Consider the following 19935-nt stretch of genomic DNA (forward strand, 5'->3'; position numbering starts at 1 on the left):
TCCCGGGGCATTCGGGGTTCTGTCAGGATGCGCCGTCGTCCTGGACGGCGTATTTGATCACGGATTCTGCATAGTCCTGCGGGTGTGTCAGGTGCGGGATGTGGCCGGCACCGGTGCAGGTGAGGCGCTGGGCGTGCGGCAACGCATCGTGGATGCGGTCCATGACCGCGGCAAACATCAGCGGGCTCTGCTCGCCCTGTGTCAGGAGGACCGGGCCGGTGTAGTTCTGTAACTGGCCGAGATCGAGGGTAAGGGAGTCCGGGTCGCCGAGCTCGTCCCGGAAGGTGGGAGCATTCCGGACAAACGTCTCCTGCTGGTTCGCCGGAAGGCGGTCCCAGCTTCCGGGACCCAGCGCAATCGAATCAACAAAAAGCTCGGCACCCTGCGCGTAGTTCCCCGCGTTGAGCGCTGCCACAACTTCGCCCACGCGGGTGGTGAAGCCTCGGAGGACCTCCGCATGGGCGGGGTCTTCAGCCAACAGTCCCAGTCCCGGCGGTTCATGCACAACGATCGCTGCGACCACTTCCGGATGGGCCGCGGCCAGGCGCAGCGCAACCAGTCCGCCGAACGAATTGCCCACGACCACGGCAGGGTCAAGGCCCAGCTGGCGGATGAGCCCGAAGAGATCCTCGACATCCTCGTGAACCGATCCCTGGCGGCCCGGCGCGGAGCTGCTGCTGTGTCCCCTCCTCTCATAGCTGACTACCCGGAAATGTCCGACCAGCAGTGGCACCATCTGATCCCATTCGTGGTGGTCCACCCAGGACCCGTGCACCAGTACGAGGCCCGGGCCCCGACCTGCCTCCTCATAGAACAGGTCGACTTCGCCCACGGTGATGATGGCCATGACTGCCTCCGTTCAGGCCAGGCTCGGCTCCAGGCGCACGATCACGGCTTTGGAGACGGGCGTGTGGCTGCCCTCCGCCACGCTCTCCAACGGCACAAGGACGTTTGCTTCCGGGTAATAGGCCGCGGCGCATCCGCGTGCCGTTGGGTAGGACACCACCCGGAACTTCCTGATCACCCGCTCAGTACCGTCGTCGTACACCCCGTGGATGTCCACGTATTGCCCGTCAGCCAGTCCTAGTTCGGAGATATCTTCCGCGCTGACGAACACAACGTCCCGGCCCTTCTTCACTCCGCGGTACCGGTCATTGTGCCCGTAGATGGTGGTGTTGAACTGGTCGTGGGATCGCACGGTCTGCAGGATCAGCGTCCCGGCCGGCCGCTCCACGTGCTCCAACTGGTTGACCGTCAGCATCGCCTTCCCCGTGGGGGTGCGGAACGTCCGGGAATCCCGCGGCCCGTTGGGCAGCACAAACCCGCCCCATTCCCGGATTCGCCGGTTGTAGTCCTCGCAGCCGGCCACCACGTGCGAGATGTGGTCCCGGACGAGGTCGTAGTTCCGTTCGAAACCGGCCCAGTCCGCGTTGATCCTGCTGTCCACGGTTGCCCGGGCAAGCCGGGTAACTATCGCCACCTCGGACAGCAGCCCGGGCGCCACCGGCTTCACCTTTCCCTCGGAGGCGTGCACGGCGGAAACCGTGTCCTCCACCGACACGAACTGCGGCCCGGTTTCCTGCAGGTCGATTTCAGTCCGTCCCAGGGTGGGCAGGATCAGGGCTTCCTCGCCTGTGACCGCGTGCGAACGGTTGAGTTTGGTGGAGATCTGCACCGTCATTTCCGTGTTCGCGACGGCGGCCTCGGCCGCGTGCGTGTCCGAGATGGCCGCCACGAAGTTTCCGCCCATCGCGACGAAAACCTTGATCCCGCCGTCGCGCATTTTACGGATGGTTTCCACCGCATCAGCGCCGGGTTCCCGGGGCGGCTCGAAACTGAATTCCTTGGCGAGCGCATCCAGGAAAGCCGGCGGCATCTGCTCCCAGATGCCCATGGTGCGGTCCCCCTGGACGTTGCTGTGGCCGCGGATCGGTGACGCTCCGGCACCGGGTTTCCCGATGTTTCCGCGGAGCAGCAGCAGGTTGATGATCTCCTTTATGGTGGGCACGGCCTTCTTGTGCTGCGTGATGCCCATGGCCCAGGTGATGATCACCTTCCCGGCCCGCAAATACCGCTCGGCGAGTTCGTCGATTTCCATGCTGCTCAGGCCGGTAGCGCGAAGCACGGTTGTTTCCTGCAGGGACGCAAGGTGCGCCTGGAGTTCGTCCAGGCCCTCGCAGTGCTCCCTGAGGAACTCGTGGTCCAGCACCTTCCCGGGGCGCTTGGACTCGGCGTCGAGCACCCGCTTGGACAGGGCCTGCATCAGCGCCATATCCCCGCCGAGCCGGATCTGCAGGTACTGGTCCGCCAGTTCCGTTCCGCGCCCCAGAATGCCGTTGACCTTCTGCGGATTCTTGTACCGCATAAGCCCGGCTTCCGGGAGCGGGTTGATGGCCACGATCTCGCAGCCGGCTTCCTTGGCCTCTTCCAGGGCGGTCAGCATTCGGGGATGGTTGCTGCCCGGGTTCTGTCCCATGATGATGATCAGGTCCGCCTTGGCGAAGTCGTCGTAGGAGATGGTGGCCTTGCCGACGCCGATGGTCTGGCCCATGGCCCAGCCGGAGGATTCGTGGCACATGTTGGAGCAGTCCGGCAGGTTGTTGGTCCCGTACGCCCGCACGAACAGCTGGTAAAGGAACGCGGCCTCGTTCGACGTCCGGCCGCTGGTGTAGAACGCGGCCTCGTCCGGGCTGTCCAGGCCCTGGAGCTTGCTGCCGATGATGGAAAAAGCCTCGTCCCAGCTGACCGGCCGGTAGTGGTCGTCCCCGGCCGGTTTGTACACCGGCTCGGTGAGCCGGCCTTGCATTCCCAGCCAGTACTCGGACCGCTCCCGCAGTTCAGTGACCGGGTTCGCCGCCCAGAACTCGGACGGCACCACCACCGGCGTCGCCTCCCAGGTGACCGCCTTGGCGCCCTGCTCACAGAACTCGAAGGTCTTGCGGTGTCCGGGATCCGGCCAGGCGCAGCTCATGCAGTCGAAGCCGTCTTTCTGGTTCAGCCCCAGCAGCGTCTTGCCGGCACGGCCCACGCCCATGTGTTTCAGGGCCGGCTGCATCGAATGGTAGACACCCGGGATACCCGCGGCCCAGTCCTTGGGCTTCCCGACTTCCAGATTGTTTTCGTCGGCTTCTTCCACGTGCGGATTCTTGCGCGGCATGCTGCGCCCTCCCTGACTCGGAACCTGCTGATCAGTGCTGCTGTGAACTGATGTCCCAACTGGAGAAGTGTCCTCCAACGGACCCGGACCTTTCCTCAGGATTAGCAGGTATGGCAGGGCCCCGCAAGCATTCAGCCCGCGTTCGTCCTGCAGCCCCAGTGCTGGTACCAAAATGCGGATGGGCGGACAATGGAACCCACCCGCTCTGAGTGTCCGGAGCCGTCATGCCGCGCTTCCGCAACTGGTCTCAGCGCCAGGGATCAGGAGTAGCCGAGCTCCGCGAGCAGTTCGGTCTTGCGCTCGTCGTCCGCGAACGAGGACCGGATGGAGTTGGAAGCCAGCCGGACCCGGTCAAACTCGGAGAGCCCCAGTACCGTCTGCAACTGCACGAAGTTGTCGTCCACATAGCCGCCGAAGTACGCGGGGTCGTCCGAGTTCACGCTGACGTTCAGGCCCGCGGCAAGCATGGCCGGCAGCGGATGCTCGGCCAGGGTGTCCACGGCGCGGAGCCTCACGTTGGACAACGGGCACACCGTCAGCGGCACCCGCTCCGCGACGAGGTGTTCCACCAGTTCGGGGTCCTCCATGCAGCGGATGCCGTGGTCGATCCGCTCCACGTCCAGCAGTTCCAGCGCGTCGATAATGTACGACGGCGGGCCCTCCTCGCCGGCGTGCGCTATGCGGTGCAGCCCGGCTTCCTTCGCCCGCGCAAACAGCCGTTCGAATTTGGCCGGAGGGTTGCCCACCTCCGCCGAGTCGAGGCCGATGCCGGCGATGGGCGCGTTCATAGCCAGCAACTGTTCCAGGACGTCCAGGGCCGATTCCTCGGAAAGGTCGCGCAGGAACGCTGCGATGAGCAGGGTGGATACCCCGAACTCCGCCAGGGAGTTCGCCAGCACAGAGGCAACCCCGTTCACGCAGGTTTCCAGCGGGACCCCGCGGGACACGTGGGCCTGCGGGTCCACCATGATTTCAGCGTGCCGCACTCCCGCGGCCGCCGCACGCTCCAGGTAGGCACGGGTCATGTCCGCGAAGTCCTGCTCCGTCTGCAGCACCGCCATGTTGGCGTAGTACAGGTCCAGGAAGGACTGCAGGTCCGTGAACTCGTAGCAGGCACGCAGCTCGTCGAGGTCCGCATACGGCAGCTCGATGCCGTTCCGCTCAGCGAGGGCGAAAATCAGCTCAGGCTCCAGGGTCCCCTCTATGTGGAGGTGCAGCTCCGCCACCGGCAACAGCTTGACGGGCTGTTCGACGACCACCGCAGCTTCTTCAGCATCGGGCACGGGAGCCGCAGCCTCGTCAGCTTCGGAAATGGGAGCATCACTGAGTGCTGGCACGCCGCCGGGTTCGGGCGCGCCGTCGTAAGTTTCCATCCGGTAAGGATATGCCCGGAGCGCCCTGACACCGATAGAGTCGAATCAATGCAAAATAACAAGCAGGCTTCCAATGTGCCCTTCCTGATTCCGGACCATCCCACCGATGGATTCGTCCGGGTGCGCGGAGCCCGGGAAAACAACCTGCGCAACGTGGACGTGGACGTTCCGCGCGATGCCATCGTGGCGTTCACCGGCGTCTCCGGTTCCGGCAAGTCATCCCTCGCCTTCGGCACTATTTATGCCGAGGCCCAGCGCCGCTACTTCGAGTCCGTTGCCCCGTACGCGCGGCGCCTCATCCAGCAGGGGCACAACCCCAAGGTGGAGATGATCACAGGGCTGCCTCCCGCCGTCGCGCTTCAACAGCGGCGCGGCACACCGAGCAGCCGTTCCACCGTGGGCACGGTGACCACTCTCTCCAACTCGCTGCGCATGCTGTTCTCCCGGGCCGGAACCTACCCGGACGGCGTGGCCCAGCTGGATTCGGACGCCTTCTCGCCCAACACCGCTGCCGGCGCCTGCCCCGTCTGCCACGGCTTGGGCATTGCCCACACGGTCAGCGAATCATCCCTGGTCCCGGACACCTCGCTGAGCATCGCCGACGGCGCCATCGCGGCCTGGCCCGGCGCGTGGCAGGGCAAGAACCTCCGCGACATCCTCAGCCACCTGGGCTACGACGTCAACACGCCGTGGCGGAAACTGCCCAAGAAGCACCGCGACTGGATCCTCTTTACCGAGGAGCAGCCGGTGGTGGAAGTGACGCCGAAGCGGGACCGCGTGGCCAAACCGTACAAAGGCCGCTTCTGGAGCGCCAAGAGCTACGTGCTCCACACCCTGGCCGACTCCAAGAGCGACACCATGCGCCAGCGCGTCCTCCGGTTCATGGAAACGGGTCCGTGCGAGCGCTGCAGCGGAAGCGGCCTCACGCCTGAGGCCCTCGCCGTGACCTTCGCGGGCCACACCATCGCCGGGCTCAACGCCGTGCCCATGAGCGAACTGGCAGAGCTGATCCGGCCCACCAGCCAGCTCACGGACGCCGGGACAGCGAGCCGGGCCGCAGCATCGGGCGAGACGAACGAGGTGGCAGTGGCCATCACCCGCGACCTCCTGCTGCGGATCACCGTGCTGCTGGAACTGGGCCTTGGCTACCTCGCACTGGGCCGGGCGACTCCCACACTCTCCCCCGGTGAAATGCAGCGCCTGCGGATCGCCACCCAGCTCCGCTCCGGACTTTTCGGCGTGGTCTACGTGCTGGACGAACCGTCCGCCGGGCTCCACCCCGCCGATGCCGAACCCCTGCAGTCCGTGCTCGAAGCGCTCAAATCCTCGGGGAATTCGGTGTTCGTGGTGGAACACAACATGGACGTGGTCCGCCGCGCCGACTGGCTGGTGGACGTTGGCCCTCGTGCCGGTGAAGGCGGCGGCGAAATCCTGTACAGCGGGCCCGTGGCCGGACTCGCGGATGTGGATGCATCCGTCACGCGGCCGTTCCTGTTCCCGGACGGTTCTGAAAAAGCGAAGAACGACGGCGAAGAGAACGACGGCGGCGCTCGCCGGGATGGTTCGGTCAGGGAGGCGGACGGCTGGCTGGGGCTGAAGGGCATCACCCGGCACAACCTCCGGGATCTCGACGCAGAGTTCCCGCTGGGCATCCTGACCGCGGTGACCGGTGTCTCCGGCTCCGGCAAGTCGACCCTGGTCAGCCAGGTTCTCGCCGAAGTGGTCGGTGCCCGGCTGAAGCCCGACAGTGATGCCGCCGCGGACGCCACGGACGGCTCGGATGCTGAAGCGCACCCCGGATCCGGAGAGCCGCTGGTTGTTTCCGAAGCCGTGGGCCCGGTCTCCGGGCTGGAACGGATTGACCGGCTGGTCCGGGTGGACCAGAAACCGATCGGCCGAACCCCGCGGTCCAACCTGGCCACCTACACCGGGCTCTTCGACGCGGTGCGGAAGGAGTTCGCCGCCACAGAGCAGGCCAGAGCACGGGGTTTCGGCGCCGGGCGGTTCTCCTTCAACGTAGCCGGCGGCCGCTGCGAGACCTGCCTGGGCGAAGGCTTCGTGGCGGTGGAGCTCCTGTTCCTTCCGGGCAGCTATGGTCCCTGCCCCGAATGCGCGGGTTCGCGCTACAACCCGGAAACTCTTGAGGTGAGCTACAACGGCAAGAACGTGGCCGAGGTGCTGGCCATGACGGTGGATGCCGCGGCGGAATTCCTGGCCGCCGTTCCCGCCGCTGCCCGCAGCCTGCAGACCCTGCGCGATGTCGGCCTGGGCTACCTGCGGCTGGGCCAGCCCGCCACGGAACTCTCCGGCGGCGAGGCGCAGCGGATCAAGCTGGCCACGGAACTGCAGCGCGCCCGCCGCGGCCACACCCTCTACCTGCTGGACGAGCCCACCACCGGACTCCACCCGGCGGACGTCCAGTTGCTGATGGCCCAGCTGCACGGCCTGGTGGACGCCGGAAATACGGTCATTGTGGTGGAGCACGAGATGGACGTGGTGGCTGCCGCGGACTGGGTAATCGACCTCGGCCCGGCCGGTGGCGATGCGGGCGGTGAGATCGTGGCGTCCGGGACGCCGGCCGCCGTCGCGCGTTCCAAGCAGAGCCGGACGGCGCCGTACCTGGCGACGGCGCTGCAGCACTGACCGGTGCCGGTGTTCTCGCCCCGCCTGCAACTTCCGCACCCGGTATCTATTTCGATTTGATAACGGGGCGGCACTGTCCTAGCGTGGAACGTAATCCCGCCGAGCGGGACAACGAATGCCCGGTGCTGCCACCACCAGTTACTGCCCGGCCGGCAGACACCGTACGTGACCTCTAGTTCGTCAGGGGCGGGCAGTGGCGCGACAACGTCCGGGGACGGACCGAGCGCAGGTGGCCCTCAGGAGCATCCACTTTCATGAACTCTTCCACTCGCACGAACACGTCCATGGGCAAATCCAAGCTGGGGACCGCCGCGCGCCGCGGAGTCACGCTGGCCGCCGTTTCCGCGGCAGGACTCGCACTGTCCGCCACAGCTGCCAACGCGGCCGTGCCCACCGCCACCAGCGGCAGCACCTGGGACGCTCTCGCCCAGTGTGAGAGTGGCGGCAACTGGAGCACCAATACGGGCAACGGTTTCAGCGGCGGCCTGCAGTTCACGGACAGCACATGGGCGGCCTACGGCGGCACCGGATCAGCGGCAAACGCCACCCGCGAGCAGCAGATCGCCGTCGCCGAGAATGTCCAGGCCAGCCAGGGCTGGGGCGCCTGGCCCGCCTGCGCCGCCAAGCTGGGCCTGAGCGGCGGCGGCGGAGCACCCGCCCCGAGCGTTCCGGTGACTCCGGCGGCGCCCGCAGAAGTTCAGGTGCAGTCAGCTGCTCCGGTGCAGGCTGTTCCTGCGCAGGCGCCGGTTGAGGCCGCACCCCGCCACGCAGCCGAGGTTCCGGTGAGCGGCGAAACCTACACGGTTGCTGCCGGGGACACGCTGAGCACCATCGCGGAGAAGCTCAACATCACCGGCGGCTGGCAGACCCTTGCCGACGCCAACACGGACACCATCGTGGATCCCGATCTGGTGTTTGAAGGACAGGTCCTGCAGCTGCCCGCCTAACGTTCAGGCAACAAAGCGTTAACCACGACGCCGGAGCATCCCGTTGGCGGGGAGCTCCGGCGTCGTCATTTCTTAAGTTAATTGGTTCCCGCTGCTGTCTAGGCGGCCTGCGTATAAGCCGCCTGGGGCAGTTCGCGGACGATTCGTACTTTCCAGGCGGAGTCGTCACTGGTGTCCAGGACGGCCACGGTGCCGATATGCAGGTGCAGGGCAACCCGCTTGGCGGCCAGGAGTTCCAGGTATAGGTGCTCGTTCATGCGTGCCGGCGAATCGATCACGAACTTCACGGCGTCGCGCACCTTGCGGTAGTTGTCGCTGCGTTCCCGGTGCAGGTGCAGTTCAAGCGAGTGCCGCTGGCGGACCTTCGGTTCATGGCTGTTCAGCCATGAAACGGCTGCGTGCACGGCCACCACAACGGCCAAGGAGACGGCGTAGATCCACCAGCCGGTGGACAGCAGGAACAGCGGCAGGTTGGCGATGGCCACGATGGCGATGAAGAGGCGGAGGGCAACGATGCGCCGGAGTTTGAGGGCCACAGAGCCGATCGCGGCGCGGAAGCCGTGCTGCTCTTTGCGGGCCGCTTCCGGGTCGATGGTGAATTCATCAAGCACCAGGATGCCATTGGCTTCCGGGCTCAGCATTTGTCCGAACTTCGGCGTGAACGGAACTGCTTGAGTAAGTGTCATGTCGTATCTTCCGGAGGGTGGCTGAGGGGTGGTTTGATTGCGGTCATCTTAGTCAAATTGTGACCGTGTTGTCTCCGTCGTCTCACCATACGGTCCAGTAGACTACGCCGCACTTCTCTCCAGCCGCTGACAGCCTACCCGACCAACGGCCGGCTCAACGGCCGGCGCGGGGGCGGTGCGCCGCCGTCGTCGGCATTTGGTCTGGGACCCCGGCACCTCCACACTTGAAGGATGCAGACTTTCCTTCCCTATCCAGATTTCCAGCAGAGCGCCGCGGTCCTGGACCGCGTCCGGCTCGGCAAGCAGCGTGTCGAGGCGCTGCAAACACTGCGTGCGCTGGTGATCCCGGAGTACGGCTGGCAGTCGCACCCGGCCATCCGCATGTGGATGGGCTACGTCCCCGCCCTGACCATGTACGGCCTGGCAATGGTTGATGAGTGGATCGCCCGCGGCGGCGAAGACACCACCCGCGCCAAGATCGCCGAATTCGCACCGCAGGCCGACCACGCGGCCTACGCGGCCAAGATCCCCATGCCGCCGTGGCTCGGCGAGCCCGACCTGCACCTCAGCCACCGCTCCCGGCTTCTGCAGAAGGAGCCCCGTTTCTACAGCGAACTGTTCCCCGGAACGCCCGCGGACCTGGAGTATGTCTGGCCCGAACCCCGGCACGAGTTCCTCCCGGAAGATCCGGTCGGCGACCGGCTCTGGATCCTGCGGGCCAACGTGGGAGACACCGACCCTGAAAAGCTGGATGTCGTGAGCCTCCCCGAAGTTGGCCGCGCCGCGAAAGCTACCGCCCAGGCCGACGAATACGAGTTCGTCTATGCAGACACCGACTCGCGCCGCCCAGCCAAGAACCCGAAGAAGCGGCCCCCCAAGCAGCTCGTGAAGAAGCCCACGAAGAAGCGCCAGCAGCAGGAGGAGGCCTTCCGCACGCTCCCCGGCAACACGGCACTCGCGGTTCCGTTCAATGGGGGCGCCACCTTTGCGCTGGGCAAGGTGCAGGGGCGTCCCATTACGGTGGACGGCCGCTTCGCCCGCAACTTCCAGGTGACCGAGGTCGTGGAACGCTCATCGTTCGACTACCCCGCCCTGCTGCAGGACCCGCGGCTGTTCTTCCCGGTTCCGGCGCCGTAGCTCAGGTTCCGGCGCCGCTCCGGCGAGCTGCGGGCGGCGCCGCTGCCGAGCCTGGACCACCGCTCTGGCAGACTGACCCCTATGACTGTTCTTCTGGCCGGCTGCGGCGATCTTGGTACCGAGGCCGGGCTGCGTTTCGCGGCCGCCGGCCACCGCGTGGTGGGCTGGCGACGCTCGCCGGACAAGCTTCCGGCGGCCATCGAGGGTGCCAGGGCGGACCTGACCGTCCCGCCGCTGCCGCCCATCCCGGCGGACACCACCGCCGTCGTCGTCGCCGTCGCTGCCTCCTCCCCCACCGAAGAGGCTTACCGGGCCGCCTACGTGGACGGGCTGTCGAACGTCCTGGATGCGCTGGCCCGCGACCGGAATCACGACGGCGCGGCGTCACCTTCGCTGCTTCGGCGCGTGTTGTTCGTCTCCTCCACCGCCGTTTACGGCGACGCCGGCGGCGGCTGGGTGGATGAAAGCACGACGCCGGCACCCGGCGGATTCTCCGGCCGCATCATCCGCGAGGCGGAGGATCTGCTGCACCAGCGGCTGCTCGGCACAGGAATCTCTCCCGTGGTTCTGCGGCTGGGCGGCATTTACGGGCCGGGGCGGACCCGGCTGATCGACCAAGTCCGGTCCGGCGCCGCCACGGCACCGGCGGAACCCCGCTACACCAACCGCATCCACCGGGACGACGCTGCCGCGGCCATCGTGCATTTATGCACCATGGCCGCCGAGCCCGCTCCCGTGTACCTCGGCGTGGACAACGATCCCGCGGAGCTCGGCGAGGTACAGCGTTACCTGGCCGACGAGCTGGGACTGCCGCTGCCGGCGTCGGACGTTCCGGGTGGTTCCGGTGGCGCTGGTGGCGGTTCCGGCGGCGGCGAGCCGTCCCGGGGCGGGAACAAGCGGTGCAGCAATGCGCTGCTCCGCAGCACCGGGTTTGAGTTTGCCTACCCCACCTTCCGTGAGGGGTACCGCTCCATTCTCGCCGGCGAAGGCGTCAGGCATCCGTGATGCAGCTGCACTTGCCTGCGGCTGAGGCCTTGTTTGTTTCCGAATCCTTGTTCGTGACCGAAGCATCGTAGGGGAAACTGTGGATTTCCAGCACATCATCGAATCGGTCGGCAGGTTCATGGACTTTGCCGGCGTCGCCGTTATGGTGATCGGCGCCGTCGTCTCCATCCCCATGGCCCTGCGCGGGTTCCAGCCGAAACGTCTGCCCGAAGGTTCCGAACCGCTTTCCGTCTACCGCTCCTACCGGCAACTGCTGGGTCGTTCCATCCTCCTGGGGCTCGAACTCCTGGTGGCGGCGGACATCATCCGGACGGTGGCCGTAACGCCCACCTTCGAGAGCGTGGGCGTGCTGGCGATCATCGTGCTCATCCGGACCTTCCTGAGCTTCTCCCTTGAGCTCGAAATCACCGGCCGCTGGCCTTGGCAGAAACAGCCTGCGGGCGCTGCAGCCACCGCCGGCTCCTCGAGCTCGTCCACTGACGGCTGAAACCCTTGTCCGCCGAGGAATTCCCCGACCCCTGGCCGGATCCGCCCGAGCTGCCCTCCCCGGTCATCATGGACCAGCGGTGGACGGATGCCGTGTTCCTGCACTGGCGCATCCCCGCCGTGGCGGCTGCAGCGTTCATGCCGCCCGGAGTCGTGCCGGACGAATTCGACGGCTCAGCGTGGGTGGGCTTGATCGGCTTCCGCATGCAGCAGGCGGGCATCGGCCGCGGGCCCGCGGTGCCGTTCTTCGGGGACTTCAACGAGATCAACGTCCGGCTGTATTCACGGGAGCCGGACGGGACCCGAGGCGTGGTCTTCCTGAGCTTGGACGCGGACCGGCTGGCTGTGGTGCTGGCCGCACGCGCCGCCGGGATTCCCTATGTGTGGTCGCACGCGCACTTCCGTCGGGGCGGTCCAGGAGACCCGTCGACTGGCTATTCTGTGCGCCGGTTTCAGCATGGGGCGACGAGCGACTTTGCGGTGGTTCCGGTGCTGGACGACATCGCCGCGGATCCGCTCTCCATCCACCTGACGGCGAGATTCGGCTTGCACTCCCGCTTCCGCGGCCGCACGCTCTACATCCCGAACACCCACACGGCATGGCCCCTGTACCGCGCCGAACTGACGGTCCTTGAAGACGGGTTGATCAGCGCCGCCGGACTAGAGGTGTCGGGTCCACCCGAGTCCGTGTTGTACTCCCCCGGCGTCCGGACGCAGTTCGGCAGGCCACGGGTGCTGGGGGCTTAAAGGGGACGGGCGGGCGCGGCGGGGGCGGGGCTGGAGATTGGGGCCGCACGTGTCCGTTCGCGCTTCCCTGCGGGGCGAGTGCTCAGGAAACCTCCGCGGCCTCGCGGACGGCTGAAGTGCCCGGATCGGGAGCACGCCTTCGTGCCACGCGCCGGGCGATGGCGGCACACACCACCAGCTGCATGGCGTGGTACATGATCACCGGGAGGATCACCACGCCGGCCAGCGGGCCGTGGAACAGGATCGCCGACAGGGGCAGGCCGGTCGCGAGGCTCTTCTCCGATCCGCAGAACATGATGGCGGTGGAGTCAGCCCGCGCAAACCCCATTTTTCGGCTTGCCAGGGACGTCACCGTCAAGGCCACAGCCAGCATTAGGGCGCAGATCCCGGCGGTCACGGCCAGCTGCGCGGGCGGCAGCTTTTGCCACAGCCCGTTGGCGACGGCGGCACCGAAGGCCGCATAGACCACCAGGAGGATGGCTCCGCGGTCCACGATCTTCAAGGGCAGGGCGTGCCTGGCAGCCCAGCCGCCCAGCCGCCGGTTGAGCAGCTGTCCGAGCACAAACGGAAGCACTATCTGGAGCACAATCTTCACAGCCGAGGCGAGATTCATCCCGCTGTAGGACCCCAACGCCAGCGCCACGAGCAGCGGCGTCACCACGATCCCCAGCAGGTTGGAGATGGAGGCCGCACAAACAGCCGCAGCCGTATTGCCTCTCCCGATACCCGTGAAGGTGATGGCCGTTTGCACCGCAGTGGGGAGCATGGTCAGGAACAGGAGCCCGGCCACCAGCTCATGAGTCAGGTACCAGGAGGATGCCGCCGCCACCCCGAGTCCCATCAGCGGAAAGAACACAAAAGAGGCGGCAGCAATGACCAGATGGAGCCGCCATGCCTTGAACCCCTGTACTGCTGCCGAGGTGGACAGGCGCAGCCCGCTGATGAAGAACTGCACCGCCACCGCTATGCCGCCGGCTGCGGCCAGGACAGACCCCAGCTCCCCCTGCGGCGGGAATACCGCCGCCGCCACCAGCGTCAGCAGCAGAAGCACCACAAACGGATCCAGCCAGCCGAAGCGCCTGCTGACCGAGGCCGCTCCAATTCCCAAAATTCCCATGAATGAGCATCCTCCGCATCGACGATCCGCTTAAGAATACTGTAGACATTTTTACAAAACGTCCGCCGGTGTTAACGATGTGTAAACTCCTGCCGGAGCGAGTCGATTGACAATCTGTAGACAGTAGTCTGGAAGCATGATCGTCCAGGAAAGCCTTGTTTCACTCGCAGCACAGGAGATTCGCAAGCTGATTGTCAGCGGCGAGCTGGCGCCGGGCGACAAACTCAATGAACCCCCGCTCGCCGAACGGCTCGGCATCTCACGCCCTCCCCTGCGCGAAGCACTGCGCATGCTGGAAAGTGAAGGCCTGCTCGAACAGACACCGCGCCGGGGCTATCGCGTGGTGGAAATGACGGAGTCGGACATCAACGAGATCTACTCACTCCGGCGGGCACTGGAAATGTTTGCCCTGGACCTCCTGCTCGCCAGGAAAGACCCGTCCGCCTACCCGGCCTTGGATCCGATCATGACCACCATGAGGGCCGCCGCCAAGCGCGGCGACCAAGCCACCGTGGTGCAGGCCAACGTTGACTTCCACACGGCACTCGTGGAAGCTGCCGGCCACCGCCGGCTGACAGATGCCTACCGTTCCCTCATGCTTCAGATGCAGCTGTGCATGGCAGCCAACGTAATCAGCGAGGCCCGCACCAAGGGCGACCTCAGCAAGGGCTGCGACCGGCATGCGGCTTTGCTCGCATGCCTGCGGTCCGGAGATGCTGAGCGTATTCGCCGCGAGTTCGAAGAGCACGGCGAACGCGACTACCTCGAACGCGGGGGAAGCTCCGCGGAATCGGCCGCAGGCCAGGAATCCGGGGCGCACCCTGCAGGCATCGCGGGATGACGGCGTCAGTGCTGCAACAACTCAACACGGGCATGCTGGACGCAACAGCCATTGCCGAAGCCGTCCAGAACGGATCGCTGACCGCTTTCGACGTCGTGGCCGCCGCCCGAACCCGCGCCCAGTCCCCGGCCGGGCGGGCTATGAACGCTTTCATCACCGAAGACTGGGACCGGGCCGCCCGCGCTGCTGCCGCCGTCGACCGCCGCCGCGCCGCCGGTGAGGCACTGGGACCGCTGGCCGGCGTGCCGTTCAGCGTCAAGGACGTGATCGCCGTCGCCGGCCTCCCCATCACGGGCGCCAGTAAGGCGTTTGCGGACACAGTGGCGACGACGACGGCGCCGGCAGTCCAGCGCCTGCTGGACGCTGACGCGATCCTGATCGGCAAGACCAACTGCCCCGAGTTCGCCTTCGGCGTTACGTGCGACAGCCCCCTCCTGGGCAGGACCGGCAACCCCCGGTTTCCGGCGAACACGCCAGGCGGCTCCAGCGGAGGCGAGGCCGCGTCGCTGGCCGCAGGCATCTCTGCGCTGGGAGTCGGCACCGATTTCGGCGGCTCCGTCCGCTGGCCCGCCCAGTGCGTGGGGGTCGCCGCGCTTCGTCCGGGCATTGGTTCTGTTCCCGGGGACGGCCAGGTTCCGGGCGTTGGCGGCAGTTTCGGAGCGAACGGAACCGTGCCGGCCGCGAGCCCGGGGATGCAGGGTACGTTCCAGACCATCGGCCCCATGGCCAGGTCCGTGCGCGACCTGCGGTCGGCGTATCTCATCATGTCCGGGGCCGAGGCCCGTGGCGTGGCCGACCGGCAGGAATCGACCGGAGGCCTCATGCCATCCGCGGGCTCCCGGCGCCCGTTCCGGATCACCTGGAGCGACGGCGCCGCGCTCGGCCCCGTCCGCGCGGAGGTCACGGCACTGATAGAGCGGCTGGCCGCTGCGTTGGCGGGCGACGGCCACACGGTCCGGCACCAGCCGGACCTGTTCGCGGACTGCCTGCCACCCTACAACCGGCTTCGGGCCGTGGATCCCATGGTGGACCATGCCGCGGCCGTCAAGGGACGCGAAGACGGCGTAACAGCCGCCAACCTCCAGACCATCCAGGCGTCGTTCGCTGCCACTGCCGCCGACGTGGAGATTGCCTGGCAGGCTGCCAATTCCGCGCGCTCCGCCGCCTTGACCCAGCTTGCGGCGGTGGACATCGCCCTGCTCCCGGTGGCGGGAGGCCCCGCGGGCGACCCCGACGGCCGCCTGGACATCGACGGCCAGACAGCCGAGGGCTGGGAAATCATGGGGCATTGCCGGGCCGTCACGCTGACCGGATGCCCTGCGGTGTCCTTGCCGGTCGGGTTGTCCAACGAGGGCCTGCCGCTGTCCGTGCAAATTGTGGCCGGGCCGGGCGGCGAACTGACTGCGTTGGACTTCGCCGTCGTGCTGGAGAGCCTGGATATCTGAGGTTCCCATGCCCGATTCGGGGCACGCCTGCGGGGCACGTCTGCGTTGCCGACAGGCTGCCAACGGGGCTGCCGCAGCGGGCTCCAGGTTCCCTAATTTGTAAAATTGTCTACAGAATTCATAATTAACATCTCGGAAACGAAGCAGGCCATTCCCGGACACACGGAACCCATAGCGTCTTAGCTGTCAGGCAATCATCACTGGCACCTGGATCACTGAAAGTGGGAAGCAACGCATGTTTTCACGCACTAGCAAAGCCGCCGTCGTCGCCACTCTGGCCGCTCTGGCCCTCGCTGCGAGCGGCTGCTCAGCCAGTAGCACCGCCTCCGCAGGCACGGCCGCGAAGGAAAAGTTCACCATCGCCACGAGCGGCACGTTCCGCCCCATTACTTTCTCCGAGGGCGGCAAGCTCACCGGCTTCGATATTGAAGTGGGCACCATGATCGCGGACAAACTCGGCATGGAAGCAGAATTCGTTGAGGGTCAGCTGTCCGGACTTCTCCCGGGGCTGAACAGCGGGAAGTTCGACGCCGTGATGTCAGGCCTCACCATGACTGAACCGCGCAAGCAGTCCATCACCTTCTCCGCTCCCTACCTCGCCGACGGCGCAGTGGCAGTGGTGTCCAAGAACAACAGCTCAGTCCAGGACGTCAGCAAACTGGACGGCTTCAAAGTGGGCGCAATCGGCGGCTCCGGCACTGAATCAGACGTCAAAGGCATCGGCGGGTTCACCGAGCTCAAGGCCTACCCCGGCGCCCCTGAAGGCTTCGCCGACGTCGCCGCCGGACGCATCGACGTCTTTGCCACCGGCCGGATCGCCGCGGAGAACTTCATGAAGAACTCCCCGCTCGCAGCGGACCTGAAAATCCTGGGCGAGGTGTACGGAACCAAGCCCGCCGGCGTCGGACTTCCCAAGAGCGACACCGAGATGAAGCCCAAGGTGGACAAGATCATCGCCGAACTGAAGGCGGACGGCACCCTGGAGAAACTGAACCAGAAGTGGTTCGGCTTCACCGTGGCAATCCCGGAGTAACTGCCGCCATGAATATCCCTGAGCCCGGCTCTGTAGCAGCCGAATATTTCCCCATCTTCCTGAACGGCGCCCTGACAACACTGGGGATCGTCGCCGCGGCCATCGTCTGCGCCACCGTTTTGGGATACGTGATCGCCACGCTGCGGCTCTCGCGGATCCGCGCCCTGCGCATCTTCGCAGCGGCGTACGTCTGGTTCTTCCGGGGCCTTCCGCTGATGCTTTCGCTGTTCTTCTTCTATTACACGAAGCCGTTCGGACTGACACTGGACGCGTTCTCGGCGGGCCTGATCGCCATGAGCCTGAACTCGGCGTCGTTCTTCTCGGAAATCATCAGGGCCGGGCTCAAGTCCGTCAACACCGGACACCTGGAAGCAGCCGACTCCGTCGGCATGAACCCGCTGCAGAAGTTCCTCCGCGTCACCGGCCCCGAGGGCATCCGCCTGATGACCCCGCCGTACATCAACAACTGCATCATCATGCTCAAGGAGTCGGCCCAGATTTCGGTGATCACGGTCCCCGACCTGATGCTTCAGGGGCAGAAGGCCTATAACTCCACGTACAACGTCATGGAGACGCTGGGCGTCGTGGCTGCGATGTACCTGGCCATGACCAGCCTCCTGATGGCCCTCCAGATCATCATCGAAAAGAAGACCGGCCGAAAAATGGGCACCACGAAATCACTCCGCGAGACCGTAGGGAGCATGGCATGATCAGCATCACCGGATTGACCAAGAGCTACGGTTCCCGCGAAGTACTCAAAGACGTGGACCTGCGCATCCTGCCGGGCGAGGTGGTGGCCATCATCGGCCCCAGCGGCGCCGGCAAGAGCACGCTCCTGCGCTGCATCAACATGCTGGAAGTCCCTGATTCCGGGCGCATCCACGTGGACGGCCGGCAGGTGTTCTACACGCCGAATTCGCGCGGAAAGCTGGGTGTGCTGGACCAGTTCCGGCTGACCTGGCTGCGGCGGGAAATCTCCATGGTGTTCCAGCAGTTCAACCTGTGGCCGCACCGGACCGTCCTGGACAACCTCCTTGAGGGTCCCGTCATCTCCAAACGCGAGAAGCGCGCCGTCGCCGAACCCCGTGCACTGGAGAAACTGCGCTCGGTGGGCCTCGAGGAAAAGGCGGACGCCTACCCGGCAGACCTTTCCGGAGGGCAGCAGCAGCGTGTGGCCATCTGCCGGGCGCTGATGATGGAGCCCAAGGCAATCCTGTTTGACGAGCCCACGTCCGCTTTGGACCCTGAGCTGGTCAACGAGGTCCTGGACATCATGGCCAAGCTGGCGAAAACCGGCATGACCATGGTGATCGTGACCCACGAGATGAAGTTCGCCCGCGAGGTGGCGGACCGGGTGATCTTCATGGAACATGGCGGCATCGTGGCGGAAGGGCCGCCGGACGAGGTGTTCCAGCACCCGCGGCTCCGCGTCTACGCATCCCACCTAAGCCACTGATGGCACGCCATCCGCTCACCCTGGTTGCGGCTTCCCTCGGCGCGCGTCCGTTTCTGGAGTCCGAGGCGCTGCCGGGAGTCCGCATTCCAGGCCAGCTCATAGGCATCGGCGAGAACTACTGGCCTGATGGGCCCCGGCCGGCCGCGGGTCGCATTCCCCTGGTGTTTGGCAAGTTCCCCGGTAGCCTGGCCGGGGACGGCCAGCCGATCGTCCTGGACCCCGTGATTGCCGGAACGGTGGTCTGCGAAGGTGAGCTCGCCGTCGTCGTCGGCCGCCTGCTAAAGGACGCCCACAGCCCGGAAGAGGCGCTCAAGGCAATCGCCGGTGTGACGGTGGCAAACGACGTTTCGGCGCGGGACCTTCAGGCGGCCGACATCCAGTCCACCCGGGGCAAGAGCCTGGACACGTTTTGTCCGCTGGGACCTGAGCTCGTGACCCTCGATGAACTGCCGGAGCTGCAGTCGCTGAGCATCGTCACGCGGATCAACGGCGCTGTCGTTCAGGACTCGACCACGGCCAGCATGGTGTTTTCGGTGGCTGAACTAATGATGTTCTGTTCCCGGTTCATGACCCTGTATCCGGGCGACGTGATCCTCACGGGAACACCCTTCGCACCTGACGAATCCGTCCTGGAGCTCCAGCCGGGCGACACGGTTTCGGTCGAGGTCGGTGGCGTCGGTCTCCTGACCAATCCCGTGGCCGCAAGGGTGCCTTCGGACCGGATGGCGCGGGTGTGAATTCTTCGCCGGGGCTGATCCTGAGCGCCTACGCGGCCGCGCCCGCCATCGATTCGTGGCACCCGTCGGACGAGGCGGCCTACCTGTCCGCGGTCGGCGCACTCCCCTACGTGGCCGGGCTGGAGATTCCGTTCTATGGATCCGTTGGAGGCAGTGCCTCCGGTAGCGGAGGGCTGCCTGGTGGCGCATTGCATAAGTACGACGGCGGCTGGTTACTTCGCGCTGTACGGCACCTGCCGCAACACTTGGCTTTTACTGTCACCACCATCCCGGACACCATGGACCGATTGGGTCGGGAGCCGGCTTTTGGGCTCGCCTCCAAGGACACCGGTGGACGGCAGGCGGCGTTAGCTGCGGTGTTTCGGACGGCTGAGGCTGTTCGCAGCCTCAATGATGCCGTTGGACGGCAGGCCGTGCGCGCGGTTCACCTGTTCAGTGCACCCCGGCCTTCCGCTGGTGTGTCCGCTGCCAGCGCGTCAGCCGGCGCGCTAAGAGCGTCGTTGGCTGAGCTGGCCGGCTACGCCTGGGACGGCGCCCGGCCCGTGCTGGAACACTGCGACGCCGCGCTCGGCAACAAACCGTGGATCAAGGGATTCCTGCCTTTGGAAGCGGAAATCGAGGCGATCACGGCAGCCGATGCCGGCGTCGGCCTTGCGGTGAACTGGGCGCGCTCCGTGATTGAACAGCAGGATGTCAGCGCGCCCAGCCGGCACCTGAAACTGGCCACCGACGCTGGGGTATTGGCCGGCGTCGTGCTTTCCGGATGCTCGCCGGTTGATACGGCGTTCGGCCGCGCCTGGGACGACACGCACCTCCCTCCCGCCCCGCTGGAGCCCCGTTCCCTGTTGACTGCGGACCGGATCCGGGAGTTTACGGTTACCGCCGGTGCCGGGATGAGCAACGGTCTGGGCCCCAGCCGTCCGTACCGCGGCCTGAAGGTTTCGGCACCCCGCAGCGCGAACGTGGAACAGCGCATTGCCGTCGTTTCGGGATCCATCGCTGCGGTGTGCGAGGCCGGGTTCTGAGACGAAGGCTCTTTCAAGGCGGTAGCGGCTTCGGCCCACTTGGAGACGCTATTTTGTCGTAGGTCGCTGGGAGAGTTGTCCCATGGAGGTCTTGGGGGAA

At 66.1% G+C, this 19935-nt stretch carries 18 protein-coding genes; 13 read left to right on the forward strand and 5 right to left on the reverse strand.

Going from position 1 to position 19935, the window contains the following annotated elements; all coding sequences use genetic code 11:
* Positions 1 to 22 precede the first annotated feature (22 nt).
* The 3 genes from ASF98_RS06910 to ASF98_RS06920 form a co-directional block, all read right to left on the reverse strand.
* Positions 23 to 847, reverse strand: coding sequence for an alpha/beta fold hydrolase (locus ASF98_RS06910; RefSeq protein ID WP_055799363.1), 825 nt, complete (start codon positions 845 to 847; stop codon positions 23 to 25).
* Positions 848 to 859: 12 nt separating this feature from the next.
* The gene (locus ASF98_RS06915) at positions 860 to 3157 is read right to left on the reverse strand and encodes an FdhF/YdeP family oxidoreductase (RefSeq protein WP_055799366.1); all 2298 of its coding nucleotides are present in this window, start codon (positions 3155 to 3157) and stop codon (positions 860 to 862) included.
* Between the two features lie 260 nt (positions 3158 to 3417).
* A complete protein-coding gene (locus tag ASF98_RS06920) occupies positions 3418 to 4530 on the reverse strand; it encodes an adenosine deaminase (RefSeq protein ID WP_235505664.1) in 1113 nt (370 codons plus the stop codon).
* Between the two features lie 48 nt (positions 4531 to 4578).
* Here ASF98_RS06920 and ASF98_RS06925 point away from each other — a divergent pair, with 48 nt between their 5' ends.
* Positions 4579 to 7173, forward strand: a complete 2595-nt coding sequence (locus ASF98_RS06925; protein ID WP_055799369.1) for an excinuclease ABC subunit UvrA — start codon at positions 4579 to 4581, stop codon at positions 7171 to 7173.
* A 254-nt stretch (positions 7174 to 7427) separates the two neighbouring features.
* Positions 7428 to 8120, forward strand: coding sequence for a LysM peptidoglycan-binding domain-containing protein (locus ASF98_RS06930; protein WP_156372325.1), 693 nt, complete (start codon positions 7428 to 7430; stop codon positions 8118 to 8120).
* Between the two features lie 98 nt (positions 8121 to 8218).
* Here ASF98_RS06930 and ASF98_RS06935 read toward each other — a convergent pair whose 3' ends face one another.
* Positions 8219 to 8806, reverse strand: a complete 588-nt coding sequence (locus ASF98_RS06935; protein WP_055799372.1) for a hypothetical protein — start codon at positions 8804 to 8806, stop codon at positions 8219 to 8221.
* 231 nt (positions 8807 to 9037) lie between these two features.
* On the opposite strand from ASF98_RS06935, the gene ASF98_RS06940 reads away from it, so the two are divergent.
* The 4 genes from ASF98_RS06940 (at position 9038) to ASF98_RS06955 (ending at position 12181) form a co-directional block, all read left to right on the forward strand.
* Entirely contained in the window at positions 9038 to 9943 is a 906-nt protein-coding gene (locus tag ASF98_RS06940; protein ID WP_055799373.1) for an MSMEG_6728 family protein, read from the forward strand.
* Positions 9944 to 10024: 81 nt separating this feature from the next.
* Positions 10025 to 10948, forward strand: coding sequence for an NAD-dependent epimerase/dehydratase family protein (locus tag ASF98_RS06945; protein ID WP_055799375.1), 924 nt, complete (start codon positions 10025 to 10027; stop codon positions 10946 to 10948).
* A gap of 79 nt (positions 10949 to 11027) precedes the next feature.
* Positions 11028 to 11435: a DUF1622 domain-containing protein gene (locus ASF98_RS06950; protein ID WP_055799378.1), complete on the forward strand. Its 408-nt coding sequence runs from the start codon at positions 11028 to 11030 to the stop codon at positions 11433 to 11435.
* 68 nt (positions 11436 to 11503) lie between these two features.
* The gene (locus tag ASF98_RS06955; protein ID WP_055799503.1) at positions 11504 to 12181 is read left to right on the forward strand and encodes a DUF2071 domain-containing protein; all 678 of its coding nucleotides are present in this window, start codon (positions 11504 to 11506) and stop codon (positions 12179 to 12181) included.
* 82 nt (positions 12182 to 12263) lie between these two features.
* Here ASF98_RS06955 and ASF98_RS06960 read toward each other — a convergent pair whose 3' ends face one another.
* Positions 12264 to 13298 (reverse strand): bile acid:sodium symporter family protein, encoded by a 1035-nt coding sequence (locus tag ASF98_RS06960; protein WP_055799381.1) that lies wholly within the window; start codon positions 13296 to 13298, stop codon positions 12264 to 12266.
* 136 nt (positions 13299 to 13434) lie between these two features.
* Between ASF98_RS06960 and ASF98_RS06965 the strand changes: the two genes are divergently transcribed.
* From ASF98_RS06965 to ASF98_RS06995, 7 genes are all read left to right on the forward strand, one after another.
* Complete coding sequence (locus ASF98_RS06965; RefSeq protein WP_055799384.1) at positions 13435 to 14139, forward strand: GntR family transcriptional regulator; 705 nt, start codon at positions 13435 to 13437, stop codon at positions 14137 to 14139.
* Positions 14136 to 15584, forward strand: a complete 1449-nt coding sequence (locus ASF98_RS06970) for an amidase (protein ID WP_055799387.1) — start codon at positions 14136 to 14138, stop codon at positions 15582 to 15584. The genes ASF98_RS06965 and ASF98_RS06970 overlap by 4 nt, the downstream gene beginning before the upstream one ends.
* A 235-nt stretch (positions 15585 to 15819) precedes the next feature.
* Complete coding sequence (locus ASF98_RS06975) at positions 15820 to 16617, forward strand: transporter substrate-binding domain-containing protein (protein WP_055799392.1); 798 nt, start codon at positions 15820 to 15822, stop codon at positions 16615 to 16617.
* An 8-nt stretch (positions 16618 to 16625) separates the two neighbouring features.
* A complete protein-coding gene (locus ASF98_RS06980) occupies positions 16626 to 17327 on the forward strand; it encodes an amino acid ABC transporter permease (protein ID WP_055799396.1) in 702 nt (233 codons plus the stop codon).
* On the forward strand, positions 17324 to 18073 hold the full coding sequence (locus ASF98_RS06985; protein ID WP_055799399.1) for an amino acid ABC transporter ATP-binding protein: 750 nt from the start codon (positions 17324 to 17326) through the stop codon (positions 18071 to 18073). The genes ASF98_RS06980 and ASF98_RS06985 overlap by 4 nt, the downstream gene beginning before the upstream one ends.
* Positions 18073 to 18810 (forward strand): fumarylacetoacetate hydrolase family protein, encoded by a 738-nt coding sequence (locus ASF98_RS06990; protein WP_055799402.1) that lies wholly within the window; start codon positions 18073 to 18075, stop codon positions 18808 to 18810. Before ASF98_RS06985 ends, ASF98_RS06990 begins: the two co-directional genes overlap by 1 nt.
* On the forward strand, positions 18807 to 19835 hold the full coding sequence (locus ASF98_RS06995) for a DUF4862 family protein (protein ID WP_055799404.1): 1029 nt from the start codon (positions 18807 to 18809) through the stop codon (positions 19833 to 19835). The genes ASF98_RS06990 and ASF98_RS06995 overlap by 4 nt, the downstream gene beginning before the upstream one ends.
* The last annotated feature ends 100 nt before the right edge of the window (positions 19836 to 19935 follow it).

Origin of the sequence: Arthrobacter sp. Leaf337 (assembly GCF_001423745.1) — a bacterium.
Taxonomy (GTDB): Bacteria; Actinomycetota; Actinomycetes; order Actinomycetales; family Micrococcaceae; genus Arthrobacter.